Origin of the sequence: Geomonas subterranea (assembly GCF_019063845.1) — a bacterium.
Classification (GTDB): Bacteria; Desulfobacterota; Desulfuromonadia; order Geobacterales; family Geobacteraceae; genus Geomonas; species Geomonas subterranea.
Genome location: NZ_CP077683.1, coordinates 2,191,301 through 2,209,802 on the forward strand (window position 1 = coordinate 2,191,301; position 18,502 = coordinate 2,209,802).

General features: G+C 60.0%; 11 protein-coding genes and 1 tRNA gene. 4 read left to right on the plus strand and 8 right to left on the minus strand.

Annotated features, from left to right (window positions below):
* Positions 1-88: 88 nt before the first annotated feature.
* From KP001_RS09490 to KP001_RS09505, 4 genes are all read right to left on the minus strand, one after another.
* On the minus strand, positions 89-565 hold the full coding sequence (locus KP001_RS09490) for a hypothetical protein (protein ID WP_217289275.1): 477 nt from the start codon (positions 563-565) through the stop codon (positions 89-91).
* Positions 566-602: 37 nt separating this feature from the next.
* The gene (locus KP001_RS09495; RefSeq protein WP_217289276.1) at positions 603-4,160 is read right to left on the minus strand and encodes a fibronectin type III domain-containing protein; all 3,558 of its coding nucleotides are present in this window, start codon (positions 4,158-4,160) and stop codon (positions 603-605) included.
* Between the two features lie 1,983 nt (positions 4,161-6,143).
* Positions 6,144-6,464 (minus strand): carboxypeptidase-like regulatory domain-containing protein, encoded by a 321-nt coding sequence (locus KP001_RS09500; protein WP_217289277.1) that lies wholly within the window; start codon positions 6,462-6,464, stop codon positions 6,144-6,146.
* Positions 6,465-6,812: 348 nt separating this feature from the next.
* Positions 6,813-7,151: a zinc ribbon domain-containing protein YjdM gene (locus KP001_RS09505; RefSeq protein ID WP_217289587.1), complete on the minus strand. Its 339-nt coding sequence runs from the start codon at positions 7,149-7,151 to the stop codon at positions 6,813-6,815.
* 177 nt (positions 7,152-7,328) lie between these two features.
* Here KP001_RS09505 and KP001_RS09510 point away from each other — a divergent pair, with 177 nt between their 5' ends.
* Together KP001_RS09510 and KP001_RS09515 are read left to right on the plus strand one after the other, a co-directional pair.
* Positions 7,329-10,283 carry an ATP-binding protein gene (locus KP001_RS09510; RefSeq protein ID WP_217289278.1) on the plus strand — a complete coding sequence of 985 codons (2,955 nt, stop codon included), beginning with the start codon at positions 7,329-7,331 and terminating at the stop codon, positions 10,281-10,283.
* A 1,341-nt stretch (positions 10,284-11,624) separates the two neighbouring features.
* Positions 11,625-11,897 carry a site-specific integrase gene (locus KP001_RS09515; RefSeq protein WP_217289279.1) on the plus strand — a complete coding sequence of 91 codons (273 nt, stop codon included), beginning with the start codon at positions 11,625-11,627 and terminating at the stop codon, positions 11,895-11,897.
* A gap of 83 nt (positions 11,898-11,980) precedes the next feature.
* Here the strand turns inward: KP001_RS09515 and KP001_RS09520 are convergent.
* From KP001_RS09520 to KP001_RS09530, 3 genes are all read right to left on the minus strand, one after another.
* A tRNA-Gly gene (locus KP001_RS09520) sits at positions 11,981-12,055 on the minus strand.
* Between the two features lie 151 nt (positions 12,056-12,206).
* A complete protein-coding gene (locus tag KP001_RS09525) occupies positions 12,207-12,584 on the minus strand; it encodes a response regulator (protein WP_217289280.1) in 378 nt (125 codons plus the stop codon).
* Between the two features lie 95 nt (positions 12,585-12,679).
* The gene (locus KP001_RS09530) at positions 12,680-13,225 is read right to left on the minus strand and encodes a class I SAM-dependent methyltransferase (protein WP_217289281.1); all 546 of its coding nucleotides are present in this window, start codon (positions 13,223-13,225) and stop codon (positions 12,680-12,682) included.
* Between the two features lie 417 nt (positions 13,226-13,642).
* Here KP001_RS09530 and KP001_RS09535 point away from each other — a divergent pair, with 417 nt between their 5' ends.
* On the plus strand, positions 13,643-13,918 hold the full coding sequence (locus KP001_RS09535) for a ribbon-helix-helix protein, CopG family (RefSeq protein ID WP_217289282.1): 276 nt from the start codon (positions 13,643-13,645) through the stop codon (positions 13,916-13,918).
* A 26-nt stretch (positions 13,919-13,944) separates the two neighbouring features.
* A complete protein-coding gene (locus KP001_RS09540; RefSeq protein ID WP_217289283.1) occupies positions 13,945-14,907 on the plus strand; it encodes a Tim44 domain-containing protein in 963 nt (320 codons plus the stop codon).
* A gap of 135 nt (positions 14,908-15,042) precedes the next feature.
* On the opposite strand, the gene KP001_RS09545 is transcribed toward KP001_RS09540, so the two are convergent.
* Positions 15,043-18,384: a PAS domain S-box protein gene (locus KP001_RS09545; RefSeq protein WP_217289284.1), complete on the minus strand. Its 3,342-nt coding sequence runs from the start codon at positions 18,382-18,384 to the stop codon at positions 15,043-15,045.
* Positions 18,385-18,502 lie beyond the last annotated feature (118 nt).

Here is an 18,502-nt window from a genome sequence, read left to right on the forward strand (position 1 = left end):
TGAGGAGCAGAGATTGATTCCGGCTACAAGCATCAGGGCCGCGCTTTCTACCACTTTTTGTACTGTCAGTTTCATTGTCATATCCCCTTTACGGCTGCTCCGCGACTATCTTGAGTCGTGCGACCGAACCCGGCCCGGGAGCAGAAAGTATGTATTCGTTGTTGGTAAGGTCGACCTGCGTATTCCCCTCTTTTGCCGCAATGGTCGCCTGTTTCGGAAGCCGGCTCTCCTCAGGCACGATACTGACCACAAGCGGCGTCCCCTTGGCCAGACTGCTGGTGACGCTCACGTCCCATTGCTTCTTTTTGGCAGGGGACCGGGTGTCTCCCCGCATCTCCCTGGCCGGGCGCCACTCCGGATGACTGACGACGGCGCTGATGAAGGGATCGCCCATGTCGGCGTTCAGGTTGCCGGGGGAGATGATGTCATAGGCATTGTCGAAGCTGTCGGTCGCCCCGGGATGCTCGCCGATAACCACGTAGTCGTAGAGCTGCCCGCTCGACACCCGGACCGTGGCGGTCATGGGCTCGAAGCCCATGGCCGCCACCGCCGTTGCCAGGATCATCGCCACTGCTCCCCATGCGGGAAAGGCGGAAACAGTCTTACTTGGCATTGATGCTGAGGGTGTGGTTCACGGAGTCGATATTCAATATCCAGTACGCCTTCCACGGCTCGACCTGCGGGTTGCCGTTCACGATGGACCACGATTCGTACGTGGTCCCGTTCCACCAGTAGATCCCCCCTCCTATCTTGTTGGCCTGGATGGCGTTCGCCAGCGGGCTGCCGTCGACAAGCCAGCTAGAGGCGATGTTGCTCATGTTGTCCGGGGTCGGGTTCGCCACCATGGTCCACCCCGGCTTCAGGGTGACGGTTGCGCTCGCCGGGGATGTTGCCCCTTTGAAGTTGAAGGTGGTGCCGGTGCCGGCGGTCTTGACGAAGTATCCGTAACCGGGCAGCAGCGAGGTTACCGTCTTGTATGAGCCAAGAACCGAGCTGCTGCTCTCGGCGGTGGCCCCGGTTGGAACCCACTGGTACACGGCACTAACCGCACTCCCAAAGAGGGTGCCCGGGTTGACGCCGGTCGTATCGTAGGGCACGGCGATTATGTTCCATCCCGTGTAAAGCGGCGTGCGGATGCTGAGCAGTTCCGTTGCGCCCTCGACGTCCGACGACACGGTGTAGGTGTAGATGGTGTTGGGCTTGAGGAACCCTGTATCGACGAAGCTGGTCTGGCTCCCGGTGGAGAGAGCCGTAGCCGTCTTCCCGCCTTCGGAGCGCGACACGGTGAAGCTGGTTCCCTGCTTGATCCCGGTAAAGCTCCCCCCCGGCTGGCCGGTGGCCGTGACGACATAGGCCGCGCTGTGAACGCCCTCCGTGCTGGTGCCGTCCTTGCCGAAGAACTTCAGGGTGGTGTTTCCGGTGATGGTGACGGGGCCGCTATAGGTTGCCGAAGACACGCCGGGTGTGGTGCCGTCGGTGGTGTAGTAGATCGTGGTGCCGGTGCGGTTGGCGCTGAGCTTCACCATCAGGCTTCCGCCGGAGTAGCTGCCCGCCGGCGGCATGGCGGTGGTCGCGAGATCCGGGGGCAAGGTGCCGTCGGACTTGAAGAAGGCTGAAACGGTGCAGTTGCCGGTTATCTCGGCCGTCGTATAGACACTGCCGGAGAGCGTGCCGCCGCATCCGGTCACGGACTGGATCATGTAACCGGTGTTGGGTTTCACCGCGAGGGCCAGCTGGTAACCGCTGACGACGGACTGGCTGGCCGGGGTGATGGCGCCTCCCGCTCCGGCGGTGGCGGTCACGGTGTAACTGACCGGTGCCGTGCCCAGCAGGGTGACCGATTGCGTAGCCCCCTGGACGCTGTTGCCCGAGCTGTCGCTGGAGACAGGCGCGACATAGTAGGTGGTGCCGGGGACCAGGTTGTAGAGGGAAACGGTGTGGTTGGTCCTGGAGCCGGTGATCGAGGCCTGCCCGGTCATGGTGAAGGGGGTGGTCCCGTACTTGAGCACCGTGGTGGCTTGTTCGTCGGTGTTCCAGGCGACGTCGATCTCGGTAGTCGTGGCACCGGCAGCGGAGACGGCAGATATCACCGGCGCCATGGTGTCGGCCAACGCAGCCGTTGTGAATGAGAAGACCGCGGAAACCACCGTGTTGTTGGAGGGATCGGTCGACTGCACCTTGAAGTCATAGGTGGTGCCCGGTTTCAAGTTGGTCAGCGCGACGGAATGTCCCGCGGACTTGACGATATCGCCGGCGCTGCTGGTGAGGCTCTGTCCGGTCAGCCCGTAGTAGACCTGCGAGTCTGCGATCTCGTCCGTCACCCACTGGATCCGCGCCATGGTCGAGGTCGTGACGATGGTTCTCGGGGCGCTGGTGATGACCGGAGCGGTGCGGTCCGGCTGCGACTTGGTTATGAAGCCGACCCCGCCCGCGGCGCCCACAAAGGCATCGCTTAACATGAACGAGTAGTTCATGGCCAGCAAGGTGGACGGTGCCCCGGCCGAGGCGACCACCTTGTTGCCGGAGATGTCGGTGCAGGATACCTGGACGTTGTAGGAGGTGTTCGGGGTCAGGTTGCTGAGAGGCACCTGGTGTTCGGTCACCTTCTCGCTGTTCGATCTCTGCAACGCGTTGCTGCCGTTGGGACCGTAGTCCACTACCGTGTCGCAGGGTTTGTCCGTCTTGAAGGCGACGGTCGCGGCGTTGTCGGTCGAGTAGATGATGTTCGCAGCCTCGGTGATGACCGGAGCCTTGGTGTCCGGGTTGAGGTCTGTGGTGAAGCTGTAGACCTTGCCGGTCGCGCTGTTTTTCTGGGCGTCTGTCGCCTGCACGCTGAAGTAGTAGGTGGTGCCGGGGAGCAGGCCGGTGAGCGCACGGTTGTGCTTGGTGTTGAGCTCGGACTTCGCGTCGGTCATCTCCAGCGCTTCGGAGGTGCCGTACTGGATGGTGCTGCTGGCCGGTTCGTCGGTCTCCCAGTAGAGCACCACGGACTGGTGGGTGGTTGCCTTGACGATCGGCAACTGGGTGAAGACAGGCGCGTTGGTGTCCGGCGTGGCCTTGGTGCTGAAGCTCTTGGTGCCGCTCAGGGCGGGGCCGTTGCCGGAAGCATCCTTGGAGGAAACGACGAAGTTGTAGGTTTTGGACGCGCCGAGCCCCGTGATGGTCATGGAGTGGCTGGTGGTGAGGGCCCCGTCGGAGAGGACGCCGTAGGCGACGCCATCATCGTAGGAGACACCGCTGGTGGCGGGCTCGTCGGTCTTCCAGACGATGGTCGCGCTGCTGTCGCTGATGCTGATCGCCATCGGCCCCTCTACGACAACCGGGGCGGTGGTGTCGGGCGCAGTCAGCGTCCGGAAGGAGACTACCGAAGTGGACACAGGACCGTTGTTTGCCGCGTCGGTGGCGGTTACCTTCACATAGTACACGGTATCCGCGGCGAGCCCGGAAACGGTGACGCGGTGGCTGCCGGTAAGGGTGGAGTCTCCGACGGTCGTGTCAGGAAGCGTCGAAAGCCCGTAAATCACAGAACCTGTGGTCGGCTCGTCGGTAGTCCACTCGATGACCGCGGTCCCCTGGGTGATGCTGCTCACGGTGGGACCGGCGGTCACGGTAGGGGGTGTGGTGTCCGGCCTGGGCGCGGTGGTGAGGCTCACCACCTGGCTTGCAGTCGGGCCATTGCCTGCCGCATCGGAAGCGGTGACCTTCACGTAGTACTTCGTGTTCGGGCTCAACCCCGTGAGCTGCATCGAGTGGGAGGACACGAAGGACTGCTCGGCCACGGTGGTGCCCGGGGGATCGACGGTGCCGTATGCCACGCTTCCCTTGCTCGGCTCGTTGGTCTGCCATTCTATGGTGGCGGTGGTATCGGTGAATGAAGACACCGTGGGGCCGGACAGGATCTGCGGTGGCGTGGTATCCGGGAGGTTCAGAATGATGCTCTGCGAGAAGCTGCGGGTGGCATCGATGCCGGTGAGAACAGTCGGCGCGAAGCCGCTGCCGGCGGGAGGGGTTATGGTCTCGCTGTACCCAGTGCCTGCAATGAGGGTCAGGCTGAATTTGCCGAAGGCGTCAGACTTTATGGGGTAACTGCTGTTTTCGTTGGTCACGTAATAGTAGCCAGTGCCGGGATAAACGTAGTTGTAGGTCTGCTTGATAGTCACGTTCGGCACCGGTCGGCCGTTGCTGTCCGTTGCCGTTCCAGAGACCGTGACCAGCGGAATCACTATGTCAGCGGTGGTATTTGCCATAACCGCAACATTCTGAAGAATTTGGCCGCCGGAGAAATACTGCGGCGTAGCGACGCTGGGGGCACATGTCTGGTAAGAGCCGTTCGGCCCGCAGTACCCAGCGTTGTCAATCGAACCGCTTACGGAAAGATCGTAATTTCCCTTCCCAACTGTGGCGGAGTACTGCCCTGCCGCGTCGGTCCAAACTTGAGCGACTGTGGTGTTGGCGGCTCTATCTACTATGGAGACCCAAACATTCTGAATGCCGATACCGGCTGGTGTTTTCACCTTTCCCGATAGAGTCACCGGCTGTTGCAGTGCCAGGTCTCGCACTGTGTTAGTGGTCACGTTGATCCCACTGATCAGAGTTTGGCTGTATCCGCTACCAGCAGTAGGAATCAGCTTGACGGTGTAACCAGTTCCTGAGATTAGGGTGAGGCTGTAGTTGCCATTCGAGTCGGACTTGGGCGCGTAGTTCTGGTCATCATTTGCCACGTAATAATACCCGTAGGTTTGATTGACATAGCTGCCCTGCTGAAGCACCGCGACGTTGCTGACAGGAGCACTGGCACCGTCAGTGACCTTTCCGCTCAGAGACACCAGTAACGGAAGAGTGATGTTCTGTACTGTATTTCCAGAGACCGTGAAGGGCGCAACGATGTTGTAACCGTACAAGTACTGCGGCAACGGAACGTTCGGCGTACAATACTGGCTGGCTCCATTGGCTCCGCAGCCTCCATAGTAGCGTGAACCACCGTAGACGTAGAGCCTGTAACCACCGGGGGTTACAGGAAAATAGTAATTGCCGGAAGCGTCGGTGAATTTGGTACTGACATAGTTATCGTTCCGGTCATAAAGCCTGACCTCCATATTCTGCACACCGACGCCACTCGTGGTAAGAACAGTTCCAGAAAGGGTAACCGCCTGCTGAAAAGAGAGGTCTCTTACCGTATTGCTCGTCACATCCACGCCGGCAATGGTTGTCTGAACGTATGATGTACCTGTGGGAGGCACGAGTATAAAGCTGTACCCTGTCCCGGAAATGAGCGTCATACTGTAGTTGCCGGAGGCGTCAGCGAGGGTGTCACCGTTGTACACAGAGTAAGACCCGACAGCTTGGGACGGATAAGCCCACGGGGTCCGGACGGTTGCGTTTCCTACCGGCACGCCTGTGCTACTGGTAACTTTTCCTGTTAATGAAACCAACGGGACGGTGATGTTCTGGGTAGTGTTGCCAGTTACGCCAAGGTTCTGGACGATGTAATTGCCAGTGAAGTACTGGGGGGTAGGAACATTCTGAGGGCAAACTTGATATGCTCCATTGAGGCCACAGTAGCCGTACTGGTTGGAGCCGCCATTGATAGTGATCTTATAAGTGCCGGTCGCCAACGGGAGAGAGTAGGTGCCGCTTGCACCAGTGTAGATATCACCAATTACCACGTTTGAGCTTTGGGCATAGACCTGCACCCTGATGTTCTGCATCCCCACCCCGGCAGGGGTCTTCACGGCCCCGGAAAGGGTAACGGCCTGCTGGATGAGGACGACGTTTTGGGTCACGTCCGCACCCGAGACGGCGATGTTGTTGACCGTCGATGAGGTGAACCCGCTTCCCGCAGGTGGCGCGATGGCGAGGTTGTAGGTGCCGTCACCGGCGGTGAAGGAAAACTTACCTCCGGTGTCCGTGGACACGGACCCAACCTGCGCCGAGGTGGTGGCATTGGTAAGGGTGACCGTGGCGCCGGGAAGCGCACTGCTCCCGCCGTACACCGTCCCCGACAGCGTCCATGCCAGTGCCGCGTTCAGCGTACCGAACAGCACCAGCAGCGTGGCCGCCAGAACCACTCGAATCCTTTTAAAATTTAATTCCATGGTACGTTCCTCACTTTGGCTTTGATATCACATGATTCAAGGCTGCTTTTACTGCACCGGTTGCAGCACCACCGCCACGTCCCCAGCCTGGAACACCTCCACCGGCAGGTTGACGGTAGCGAATTCCTTACCATCCGGAGCCTTGATCTGGACGAAGGCATCGAGAAAATCCTCATCCGGAAGGGTGAAGCGCCCCGTCGCGTCCGTGGCCAGGGTGTACTTGTTCACCTCCTGCAAGTGCACGTACACAACCGCCCCCACGACAGGTTTGCCGTCAGGATAGGTAACTTTCCCCCCTGATGCCATGCAGGCAGCTGCGAACAGCAGCATCCCCGCACACACCATCGTCATCAAACCTAGCTTTTTCATTGCATGCTCCTTTTTGAAAGTGGCCAGCCGTGAACCGGCCGATTAAAGACAAGGCACCGTCTTGCAGTTGGCAATACTCAGGCCAAAAAAAAGGGGCTGCATTTCCAGGCATTTGGAATCTAATTAAATTCCATTATGTACACGATACGCACAGGTTGTACCGATTTGGTACAACTGCGCTACCACAGGGAAAGAGGATGGAGGTTGTGGGTAAGGTCACGGACGATCCGAAAGTTCGTGGGGGCGGAACTGGCAGGGAAACGGGGGACGCAAAAAAACCCCGCAGGCGTAGGCCTGCGGGGTTCACAGCGTCGGGGACAAGGGGGATCGGATGATCCCCTTTGTGCGTCAGGCTTTCTTCACGTACTCGGACTTCAACTGCATGGCGCCGATGCCGTCGATCTTGCAGTCGATGTCGTGGTCTCCGTCGACCAGACGGATGTTGCGCACCTTGGTGCCGACCTTGACTACCGACGACGAACCCTTGATCTTCAGGTCCTTGATCACGGTGACGGAGTCTCCGTCCTGCAGCGCGTTGCCGAAGGCGTCACGCACGACAATTTCGGATACGCCTCCTTGCTGCTCGACCTGGGGCCACTCGTTGCCGCACTCGGGGCAGACGTAAAGCGCGCCGTCTTCGTAGGTGTATTCAGAACTGCAGGAGGGGCATTTGGGGAGGGTTGTCATGTTCATCCTTTGTCTTTGAGATACGCGCGGAAGCAGAAACTCCGCGTCCCACCGGAATTAACCTCATCAGGCATCTTCTTGTCAAGAAAAGAGTATCGCCCCCCCCCCACTTGCTGCCGGGGAATCACCCACTAGAATATAAAATATTTTTAATTTCATTGTGAAGGGGGACGGTCTATGACTTGGGATCTGCACGTCGCTGAAGCCGAGACTTTGCTTGAATCTTCACGTATTCCCTCATCCCTGGAGATAATCACCCTCATCAAACGGATCAATCCCACCAGGCTCCAGCTCCCTGAGGCGGACCGGGAGCGTGGCTACCGCATCAAGGGCGCGCTGCAGAACCTGCTCCTCGAGCAGTACGGGGAGGCGTTCTGTCTCGTCCCGCTTGCCTGGAGCACGGAAATCGTGCTGATAAAACATAGCGTCCTCCCCTCGGTGGATGCCTGCCATGCAGTCGTCGGAGCATTGTCCGAGAAGGCCCTCCGCACCGTCGCCGAGCCCGTGGAGAGTTCGCCATCGAAGCTCCCCCCCAAAAAGAAGGCTAAGCCGCTGGACCCGTACCCTCCCAAGGATGCGCTACGGCAAGCGCAACAGCTGCTGGAAAAATTCGAATACTGCCAGGCGGAGGAACTGCTCTCCAGCATCCGGATAGAGAACAGCTGCGCTCTGCCGAGTTTGCTCGCAGCGGCCACCCTACTGATGGAGGAGATCGGCGCTTACGGCACCGTCATCGAGATGCTGCTGTCGCAGCCAAAGGCCGTTCTGAAGGATACCTCCGTCAGGGAGATTCTTGCGCTGGCCTACTACCGAAACGGCATGATCCCGGAGGCGCGTGCGCTTTTCGATGCGCTCCCCGCCGCAGTCCTGCAGAAGAACTCCCTTTGCGCCTATGCTGAAATTTCTTTCAAGGACGGAAGCCTCACCCACGCCTACCGGCTGCTGGAAGAGGCCGGCAGCAAGGAAGGCTTCGTCGCCATGCTCGCTCCGCTGAAAAAGGAAATCGAGGAGACGATGTTGGCGGAAGCGCACACGTGGCTGCAGAGCGCGCAGGAAGCTCTTTCCCGGGACCTTCTGGCGCAGGCCGAGTCCCTGAGCCTTGAAGCCCTTGCCCGCTACCCGGCGTTGCCGAAGGCACGGGAGATGGTGGCCAAGGTAAAGGCGAGGAGAGAGGCCGAGGAGTTGGCTGCGCTTTGGGAAAGGCTCGAGACGAGCGAGCAGGGTGCGCCGCGGCTCGACCTGCTGGAAACGCTGCTGAATCGGGACACGAAGCACAAGGAGAAGATCGCACGGCTGCTGGCGGCAGAAAAGGCGGCCATGAAGAAGGAATTGGTCCATAGCCGGCTGCAGGAGCTCCGGGAAGAAACCGCTCAGGAGCGGTGGCCCAAATGCTACCACATCATCGACTGGCTCTCCCGCCAGAGCGACCATGCCGGCAGCTACCGCGACGCCTGCGCCCTCTCGCCCAACTTCTCCGTTCTTCACAACAACAGGCGTCTGCAGAAGGTCGCCGGAAAGACCGCCAGGGAGGCGTGGCTTAGGTGGGTCCAGGCCAGGTCGGCGCTGCAGGCGGGGCGGCGGGAAGGATGCCTTGAATTGATGGAGGGGGTCAGGGAATACTTCGAGCACTACCCGGAGTTCGCTGAAGAGTACCGGAACCTTCTTGGATGGGAGCAGGAATCGGCGAGAAGCGAAATCGCGGACCTGCTGCAGCAGGTGGAAGGGGACGCGGATCCTCTGCGGGTATGCACCCTCTTCAACCGCGTCCGGAAGAAAATGACGATACTGCCGGAGGAGGAAAAGATCGCCTACAAAAAGATCATGCAGGACCGCATGGCTCTGGTCATGCCTGGCCCCACTGAAGAGGAGTTTGCGAACGCGTACCATTGCGCCCTTTTGTTCGGCAACGTCGAAGCCGCGGCCTACTTCCGGGAGATGGTTTCGGATACCGACCGGCTGGAGCAGGTCGAGAAGGACGTCTCAGAGCTGATGAAGCTGGAGGCTGCCCCTATGACGCTTACGTTTTCGGACGATATCCCGATCGACCTGGCCTCGCAGTCACCGCTACGCTGTCTGGGCTCCACAAATCGTCACATCTTTCTTGTGGACGACAAGGGTGACATGATCATGGCCGATCTGGAGGAGATGACCGCCACCAGGTTCACTTCGATCCTCGACAGGATGTCCCTCGTCGACGCGCTTCCCGCGCAAGGGATTTTCCTGTTCAGGACCTACGATGACAGCTTCTTCGCGCGCGCCGAGCTTTCCAGTGGTAAAGGCGCCATAACAGCGCTGTTCGATGCGCCGTCCGGGTTATTAATGAAAGACGGGACCAAGGTGAACAACATCTACCTGAGCAGCGAGAGAGCGATCGATTACTATCTCAACACCAGCGAAAAGGAGGGGACGGCGCCGGCGACCATGGGGAGGCAGCGTTTGCGGAGCAAAAACGGCATGGTCGATGCCATCCAGATAAACGACGAGCCGCGGATCTACAGTTGGCGCCTCTCCAGCAACCCTGACAAGTTCATCATAGGGGCCACGGACGAGACGAGAATATGCGCCAAAAATCTCACCCTCGATGTCGCCATGGCCATGACGCCCGACATCTGGGAGGTCGACGAGGCCAACGGCCACATCTACTACTTCTACATCCACATGCTCAAGCGAGTCGATTTTGATTTCGACAACTATGTGGAATTCCCAGACTCAGGGGGCTGCTTCTTCTTTCGTGACTACCACAGGATGCTCGGGTTGTGCCCGGCTACCAACACGATCCACCTCGCCCTGAGAGACAAATCAGCCTTGTATGATTACAGCGCCAACAAACTCTCGGAGCCCTTCTCGGCAGACACGATCGTCTCCACCAGACCCGCGAGGAAGTGGTATTGCTTTCATTACGACAGGGATGCGGGCGAACTGAAACTACGGGACGTAACGGAGGAAGTGTTCAAGATCCTTGAGTGGAAGACGGTACCATTCAGAATGGGGAGGACGTGGAGTGACAAAGAGTATCAGGAGTTACACAACCTGCTTTACTTCGGTTACTCCAGCGAGGACAACCCGGAGTCATCTGTATCGTCACAGGAAGGGGAGGACGGTTTCGGTGACACGGCACGAGTCGCTATGTAACCCCAGAGTCGGCTTAGCCGGCCAACCGTTCACACCCAGTTCTCCTTCCCTCACACTACCCCGGCAGCGGACAAAAGCCCCCCCGGCTCTCTCTGAAACCTTCATACCTGAAAGGTTTGGTGAAAGTCGGGGCAAAAAAAAAGGAATCCCGAAGGATTCCTTGTTGTTAGTATGGAGCGGGAAACGGGGTTGTCCGGAAACACCAGTTTTCTGAACTTCGTGGTGACAAAGACATCCGAAATGCGCCGGATCGTTAAGATCAGGCTGTCTCACACCCCCCGGCCACCTCAGCCAGAAAACTTGCCATCCTCACTTCCCCTCCCTTCAGCGGGAAGGTAAACCACCTATAACAACTTTCATTTGTCATCACAAATCTATCGCAATATATAGGGATCCTTTATACAAGTCAAAGGCGAAGTGAGTAAATGGTATCCCTGAACCGGTCATGTCGGCGGTCTTGCATCTTCTGACGCAGTCGCGCCCCCCCCGCTGCATGCGGAGTACCTGCAGTGGCTCAGATATTATCTGGATTTTTGCGATAAATATTCGCCTCCACAGTCGAAATCTGACCGGGTGCGGCTGTTTTGCGAGAAATTGAGGGAGAGAAGCCAGACTGCGGACCAGCAAGAACGTGCGGCCCATGCCGTTATACTTCGCCCTGCTAAAGAAAAAGGAGCGCTGTGCATATGGACCTCCTACGAGGTCCCAGCCCCCAAACCTGCCAGGACCAGACCAGAGTCCCCCCCTCAGGCGACCGCCATCGCGCTGGCCCAAAACCTGCCATCAACACGGTCACTGCTTCGCACCTCAAACTATGTTGAGGCGGAATACCCGGTAAAATCCGCCAAGGACAGAACGGTTCCGCCCCCTGGACTTTTGACCGCCTAACTACAACCCGTTCGAAAGCGAAGTGGAGGCTGGCTGTAATCGGTCCTGCAGCCGAAAAGGGCGTTTACACGAAATCCTTTACCCCCCACACAACTTCAGGAAAGACTTGCACAACTTTTACCAGGAGCTGTCAAGTTACGACAAGAGTCGAACAAGTTTTGACAAGAGTTGTGCAACTTTGGACGAGAGTCGCACAAGTTTTGATGGGAGTTGCGCAAGTTCGGGCGAGAGTTGTGCGAGTTATGATGAAAGTTGTTCAAGTTCGGGCGAGTGTTGTACAGGTTTGGTGGGAAGTCATGTCGATCGGCTTCCAGTTTTGACCCATCATCGGCACCTTGAGACCCACCTCTCAAACTGTAAGAACTCAATATTTCAAAAGGGGTGGGTCACCCTTGGAAGCCGATACTGGGTCAAAATCCGTAGCTGATTCACATCTTCACCATGGAAAACGGAATGACCTTCACTGCCGAGAGGTTTCAGCGGCGGGTATGGGTCAAGGCGCTGAAGCAGGCGGTAGTGCAGTACCGGAAGCCCTACACGGCCAGGCACACCTTCGCGGCATGGGCTCTGGCGATCAGAACCGACCAGAACCGGTTGGTAAACCTGATGGGGCACGCGAGTAAGCAGATGATCTACGAGGTCTACGGGCGCTACGTGGAGGGGCTGGAGCAGGACAGGCTGAGAATTCTTTCCTACTTCGGAAGGGACTTCAAAAAGGGTAGATAAGCAAAAGCCCCGGCTGCATGCGAAAGTTCATGCGAAGCCGGGGCCCAAAGCGAAGAATCCACAAGGATTCCTTGTTGTTAGTATGGAGCGGGAAACGGGGTTCGAACCCGCGACTTCAACCTTGGCAAGGTTGCACTCTACCACTGAGTTATTCCCGCTCAGCAGAGATCAGCTTTATAGCAAAACGGCTTTGACCAGTCAACCCCAAAATATGCGCCCGGCGGGATTTTTTTTCGCGGGAGGGGGAAAAGGGCGCGGCTCCGGTATCTTCCGTGGACAGGCTCTGCTGGCGGCTTCGCGGCAAACGCCTTAGGTGCCGGTGAGCACCTTCCGGACGCTTTCGTAGATCTCCTTGGGTACGAACGGTTTCATCAGGATCCCCTTCGCACCGGCATCGAGCGCGGCCTGCGTGTCGCAATCGAAATCGGAGGCGCTGGCTACCAGTACCCGGGCGCTGGGGTCGAGGGCTAGCAGGTCCTTGGTGGCGTCGATGCCGTTCTTGTCCGGCATGTAGATGTCCATGATCACGATGTGCGGGCGCAGGGCGCGGTACCTCTCGAGGGCCTCGGCACCATCGCCGGCCTCCCCGACCACGGTGAAACCGATCTTCTCCAGCACGGCGCGCAACACCTGACGGAAAAAAATCTCGTCGTCGACGATGAGTATCCTCACGTCCTTCAAAGCCATGCACACCTCCGCGCACTGATCCCAGAGCCTGTTCTTTTTAGCATCCTCTTATACTTTTTTTGGAGACAAAAGTCAAAACGCTCTCTCATTTTTTTTCATTGTGCCAGACGGTACACCGCTGCCAATGCATGACTGCTGTAATAGTGACAGATGCGCTCCAAGCCAAAAGGCGCCAGCAACCTGTCGAGTTCATCGTGACTGTAACTCTTCGCGGTGCCATCACAGCTGTAATAATGCTGCAGCACCGATCCACAAGGAACGCAATCCTCCTGCCTGCTGTTTACTTCTATGAGGAAGTAGCCTCCACAGCGCAGATTGGCCACCACGTTTCCCAGGTACTGTTTCCTGTGGCTCCGCGTCGCCAGGATGTTGAAGACGAAGGTGCACAGAACCAGGTCCACGGACAGCCCCGCCTGCGGCAGTTCCCCGACCGTCAATATCCCCGCCAGTTCACCCGCCTGTGGATGTGCCGCGAGTGCCTTCACCCGTTCGGGGACGTCGGCCGCGTAAACGTGGAACCCTTCTCCGGATAGATAAAGCGCGTTGCGCAACGGTCCCGCGCCGTAGTCGAGCACCCTGCGCACCCTGGCGAGCCTGAAGAAGTGCGCGTAACGGATCACGCTGCTGGCTGGTCTAATCATGTCCGTCCCCCGGAGTTGCCTCCGCTGCCGGTACTCCCTCAGCCGGCGCGGCCGAATATGGGGTTTTGCACCCGGACAATTGTATAGCAATCCGGCAAAAGATTAACCAAATCCAATCTTATTTTCCGCATCGGCGCCGTTTACGATTTTTTGTAAAAATGGGTTGACAGCAGGCAGGGGCGTTATTATTATCATGCCCTGTAAAGGGGAGTAGCTATCGGCCGGAGAAATGGCCGACCTTTGGTTCGTCAAGACGGTGGCAACACCCGGGCCCGAGGATAATTCATCTAACAGCAAGACCTTTACCTGTAGCGAGCAGTCGCCCCGGGTAAAGGTCTTTTTTTTTATCGCTACATGGCGCCGCCGGGCTGTAACGGCGCCCCTTGCAACGGGCAAGCACCCGAAAGGAGAGGAAAAATGGAACCGGAACAATACATAGCAAAAGTGAAGAGAAAACCCGGAAAGAAAAAGGTGGCCAGGGAACCGGTACTGAAGAACGTGGTGTCGCTCAGGGTGAGCGACCAGGAGAAACGCCTCCTGGAGCGCCTCACCAAGGCGACGGCGCTCAACGTATCCGACCTGGTGCGCGAGGCAATCGGCTTCTGGCTCGCCAAGGGAATCCCCAAGGGGCGCATCCGCGGCGGCTCGACCGGAAAGATCCCCGTGCAACCGATGCAACTGGCCGGCAACTGAACAACCAACAACAGGAGACCAACCACATGAAACGGAACTTCGCCAAAGCTTTCGCACTCTTCGCCGCCGTCTTGATGCTGAGCGCCACGGTGCTGGAAACAAGCGCCCACGCCCGCGCCGCCGGCGGGCGCTCCATCGGCAGCCGTGGCTCCCGCAGCTACTCGCCGGGGACCACCTACCGCCAGTCCACCCCGTACCAGCAGCCGGCTCCCTCCCGGATGCAGCAGCCGCAGATGCAGCAGCCCTCGGCCGGGGGCGGCTTCCTGCGCAGCATGGCCGGCGGCATCGCGGGCGGCCTCCTGGGCGGCATGCTCTTCAGGGGGCTCGCCGGCGCCGGGGGCATGGGCTACGGCGGCGGTGGCATAGGGATCTTCGAAATCATCCTCCTGGCCGGTATCGGCTACCTGATCTACCGCATGGTGCGCAGACGTCGCGCAGAAACCCCGCTGCAGAGCGTCTCGACCGGATACGGCTCGCAGGGATACGACGGCTACCAGCAGAGTATCCCCGCCTCCTACCAGGTGGAGGAGCCTGCGCGTGACGACGTCCAGACCGGGCTGTCCCACCTGCGGCAGATGGACCCCGGCTTCGACGAGGGACGCTTCAAGGACGTTGTGATGGACAACTTCTTCAAGATCCAGGGAGGGTGGATGAACCGCGACCTGCAGGCGCTTGCGCCGCTGCTCACCCCGGAGATGCAGGGGGTCTTCCGCGAGGACATCGGACGCCTTTTGCGCGAGGGGCGGGTGAACCGGCTGGAGAACGTGGCGGTGCGCAGCGTGGAACTCACCGAGGTCTGGCAGGAGGCAGGGCAGGATTACGTCACCGCCCTCATCTACGCCAACCTGCTCGACTACACAACCGACGAGCGCGGCACCGTGCTCGAGGGGAGCAAGAGCGAGCCGGTGAAGTTCGAGGAGTACTGGACCTTCACAAGGCCCGTTGGCAACAACAGCTGGCGGCTCGCGGCGATAAACCAGAAAGGGTAACACCGGGATAAAGATGAAGAAGTAAGCAAAGGGGCGCTCCCTTGCGGGGCGCCCCTTTCGTATTCCGGTCATTCCTCAATCGCGGTCATTCCTGCGTCCGTATTCCTGCCGTGGTCGCAAAACGCAATCTCAGCCTCACTCCCTATCCAGCACTTCCCGGACCTTGTGCAGCAGCGCCATCGGCTGCACCGGTTTCATGATGAGGTCGACGTTGTGATCGACGACGCCGCGGCTCTTCATGAAATCGGCGGTGTAGCCGCTGGAGTAGAGCACCCTTGCGGACGGGTCGATCCTCCTGATCTCCTCGAAGGCCTCCCTGCCGTTTTTCCCGGGCATGATCACGTCCATGAGGATCAGGTCGATCCTGCCGCCGTGCTCCAGGAATTTCCGCACGCAGTCGCTGCCGTCCACCGCCAGCACCACCTGGTAGCCGTACTTTTTCAGCAGCGATGCGACGAGCCCCCTGACGCTCGCGTCATCCTCCGCCACGAGGACGGTCTCGGTCCCAAGCTCCGGCGCCGCCAGGGCCTGATCGGACACGTCCTCCCCCGTCTCCGAGGAGGCCTCGGGGAGGTAGATCTTGAAAGTGGTCCCCTCCCCCGGTTCACTGTAGACGTTGATGAACCCCTTGTGCTGCTTGACGATGCCGTACACGATGGACATCCCGAGGCCCGTCCCCTTGCCCACGGCCTTGGTGGAGAAGAAGGGCTCGAAGATCCTGTCGCGTGTAGCCCGGTCCATGCCGCTGCCGGAGTCGGAAACGATGATGCAGGCATACCGCCCGGGTGCGCCGTACCCCTGGGACCTGGCGTAGGCCTCGTCCACGTGCTGCCAGCAGATCTCGATGCTGAGGGTCCCGCCGTCGGGCATGGCATCGCGGGCGTTGGTGGCGAGGTTCATCAGGACCTGTTCCAGCTGGCTTGCGTCGACGCAGACGTTCAGCGGCTCCGGGGCGGGGTTGAACTGCAGTACGACGTCCTCACCGATGATGCGCAGCAGGAACGTTTGCACCTGCCCCACCAGCGTGTTCAAGTCAAGGATGCGCGGGTTCATGACCTGCTTGCGGCTGAAGGTGAGCAGCCCGCGGGTGAGCTGCGAACCCCGTTCCGCCGCGGCGATGATCTGGTCCACCTGCTCGTGCTGCTGCTTGCAGAGGGACTCGTCCATCTCCAGGAAATTGCCGTACCCCACGATGACCGTCAGGATGTTGTTGAAGTCGTGGGCGATCCCACCCGCCAGGTGCCCGATGGCCTCCATCTTCTGGGACTGCCGGAGCTGCTCCTCGAGGTGCTTCTTGTCGGTCTGGTCGCTGGTCACGCAGGCGATCCTCGTGTTCCCCCCCTGGTCCTCGACCGGGGTGAAGGTGACGGCGACCGACCGGACTCCGCGTTCCGGGAAAGGCTGCTCCATCTCGAAGCGCACCGACTGCCCGGCCAGGCACGCGTCCAGGTGGTGCTTGATCTCCCCGAAATGCTCCTCCCCAGCGACTTCGAGCACGGTCCGCCCCACCACCTCGGATGCGGTGAGGTTGCGGTAGCGCAGGAAGGCGCCGTTGGCCATGCGGTAGCGGTAGTCCCGGTCGAGGACGCAGATCAGGTCCCGCGAGCACTCGATCACCTTCAGGTACTCGAGCAATTGCTCCTCGGAGCGCTTCTTCTCCAAGATGTGCTGCGCCTGCTGGGCATTCTGGTCCGCCAGCCGGGAAAGCTGGTGCTCCAGCGCCTCCTCCATCTTCTTGCGCTCGGTGATGTCGCGCACGATGGCATAGTCGTACTCGGTACCGGCGTAGCTGAAGTAGTTGGCGGTCACCTCGACCGGCACCAGGCGGCCGTCCCGGGCCAGGTGGGTCGCCTCGAACTGCAGGCTCCCCCTTTCCTTGAGCGACTCCCAGGTCTCCCGCCACCTTTTCGCGTCGCATCCCGGGCGCAGGTCGCCGATCACCATGGACCGGAATTCCGCCTCGGAGTACCCGAGCATCGTCGTGGCCGCCCCGTTCACCTCGCAGATACTGCCGTCCGGGCGGATCCAGTACCCCGCGTCCTTCATGTTGTCCATGGCGAACTTCTTGAGGTTCAGCACCTCGAGATGGTTCATCGCCTCCAGTTCCTGGGCGGTGCGGGAGCTGGCGATGCCGAGCAGTGTCTCGATCAGGGCGCGGTCCCGCAGCGGTGAGCGGCTCATGATGCCGAGAAGCCCTATCCCCTCTCCCTGGGCATCCCAAAGCGGCACCGCCGCGTACCCCTCCACCCCCAGGTCCCGCAGGATCCCATCATCCGGGAAGAGGGCGGTCACCCCCTGCGGGTAGACGCAGACGCTCTTCCCCATGACGTTGTCGCAGGGGGTCCCGGCCAGCCGGTAGGTGATATCGTTGCCGCCCCCCGAGCGGGCGTAGAAGCCGTGAGTGCGGGCCGAGCCGCCGTCCGGGGTCAGCTGGGCGACGAAAGCGTAATCCGCTTCGAGGCAGGTGGCGAGGTAACGGTTGATGCCGTGGAGAAGCTCGTCGGCGCGCAGCCTCGCGCCGGACTCGTTGATGAAGAAGAGCGTCTCCTCGATCATCTTCCGGTCTGCGGCCTGCCTCACCACCTCGGACGTCTTTTTCCGCACCTGGAGGCGGAGCAGGATGATGAAGACGCCGGCGCAGGCAAGGAAGAGGACCAGTCCGGCCAGGGTCGGGGCCAGCCAGGGGGGCACCACGTGAAGGGAGGCGGCGTCGCCGTGAGACCAGCGGTTGAGGGCCTTGTGGTAGGGTGAATCCTCGGTGCCGCGCCATCCCGTGAGGTAGCGGTCCAGGGTGGCGAGGAGCTCCGGGTTGCGCCCCTTCCCCGTGGCGAGGAAGATGTCGAAGGGGTTGAAGATGATGCCGGAGGAGACCAGGCCGTACTGGTACTGCTTGGCGGCGCCGAAGGTGTTGTTCACGACACCGGCGTCGACCCGCCCTGCGGCGACGGCCTGGAAGATCTCCTCGAAGTTGCCGTACTCCACGAAGCGGCAGTTGATGCCGAACTTCTCCACCATGTTGCGGAAGCTCGCCCCGTTGAAGTCCCGCTTCATCACGGCGACCTGCTTCCCCTCGACGTCCTTGATGCTGTTCAGGTTCGCCTTGCGCGGGACGTAGAGCTCCCCCCAGACGGTGAGCAGCGGCACCTTCCCGTAGTCGAGGTACTGGGCGCGCTCGCTGGTCCAGGCCACGCTGGTCAAAAGGTCCACCTCGCCGCTTTTGATGCGGGACATCCCCTCCGCCCAGTCGCCGTAGACGTACTCGACACGCCACCCCTCCCGGCGCGCGATCTCCGCGAGGGTGTCGACGTAGAAGCCCTGGATGCTGCCATCGTTGGCCTTGAAGATGCCGGGGTAGAAGTTGAACGCGGCGATGCGCACCGTCTGCTGAGCGGCAGAGGCGGGGGTAACCAGGAAGGCGGGCCAGCCGAGCCAGAGCACGGCAAGCAGGATGAAAAGGCGTCCGGTAACGCGCTTCACGCAGAAACTCCAGAAAACATGTGCATGGGTACTGAGGGGAGAGAACAGGGGAGCGTACACGCAAAAATGTGGTCTATAGTACACCGGCCCCAGCATCGTTGTCCAGCCACAAGGTGCT

What these genes read in the sequence shown, in the direction of transcription:
- KP001_RS09490 (WP_217289275.1), bottom strand. Translation starts at nt 565, where the DNA reads ATGATCCTGGCAACGGCGGTGGCGGCCATGGGCTTCGAGCCCATGACC.
- KP001_RS09500 (WP_217289277.1), bottom strand. Translation starts at nt 6,464, where the DNA reads ATGAAAAAGCTAGGTTTGATGACGATGGTGTGTGCGGGGATGCTGCTG.
- KP001_RS09505 (WP_217289587.1), bottom strand. Translation starts at nt 7,151, where the DNA reads ATGACAACCCTCCCCAAATGCCCCTCCTGCAGTTCTGAATACACCTAC.
- KP001_RS09510 (WP_217289278.1), top strand. Translation starts at nt 7,329, where the DNA reads ATGACTTGGGATCTGCACGTCGCTGAAGCCGAGACTTTGCTTGAATCT.
- KP001_RS09515 (WP_217289279.1), top strand. Translation starts at nt 11,625, where the DNA reads ATGACCTTCACTGCCGAGAGGTTTCAGCGGCGGGTATGGGTCAAGGCG.
- KP001_RS09525 (WP_217289280.1), bottom strand. Translation starts at nt 12,584, where the DNA reads ATGGCTTTGAAGGACGTGAGGATACTCATCGTCGACGACGAGATTTTT.
- KP001_RS09530 (WP_217289281.1), bottom strand. Translation starts at nt 13,225, where the DNA reads ATGATTAGACCAGCCAGCAGCGTGATCCGTTACGCGCACTTCTTCAGG.
- KP001_RS09535 (WP_217289282.1), top strand. Translation starts at nt 13,643, where the DNA reads ATGGAACCGGAACAATACATAGCAAAAGTGAAGAGAAAACCCGGAAAG.
- KP001_RS09540 (WP_217289283.1), top strand. Translation starts at nt 13,945, where the DNA reads ATGAAACGGAACTTCGCCAAAGCTTTCGCACTCTTCGCCGCCGTCTTG.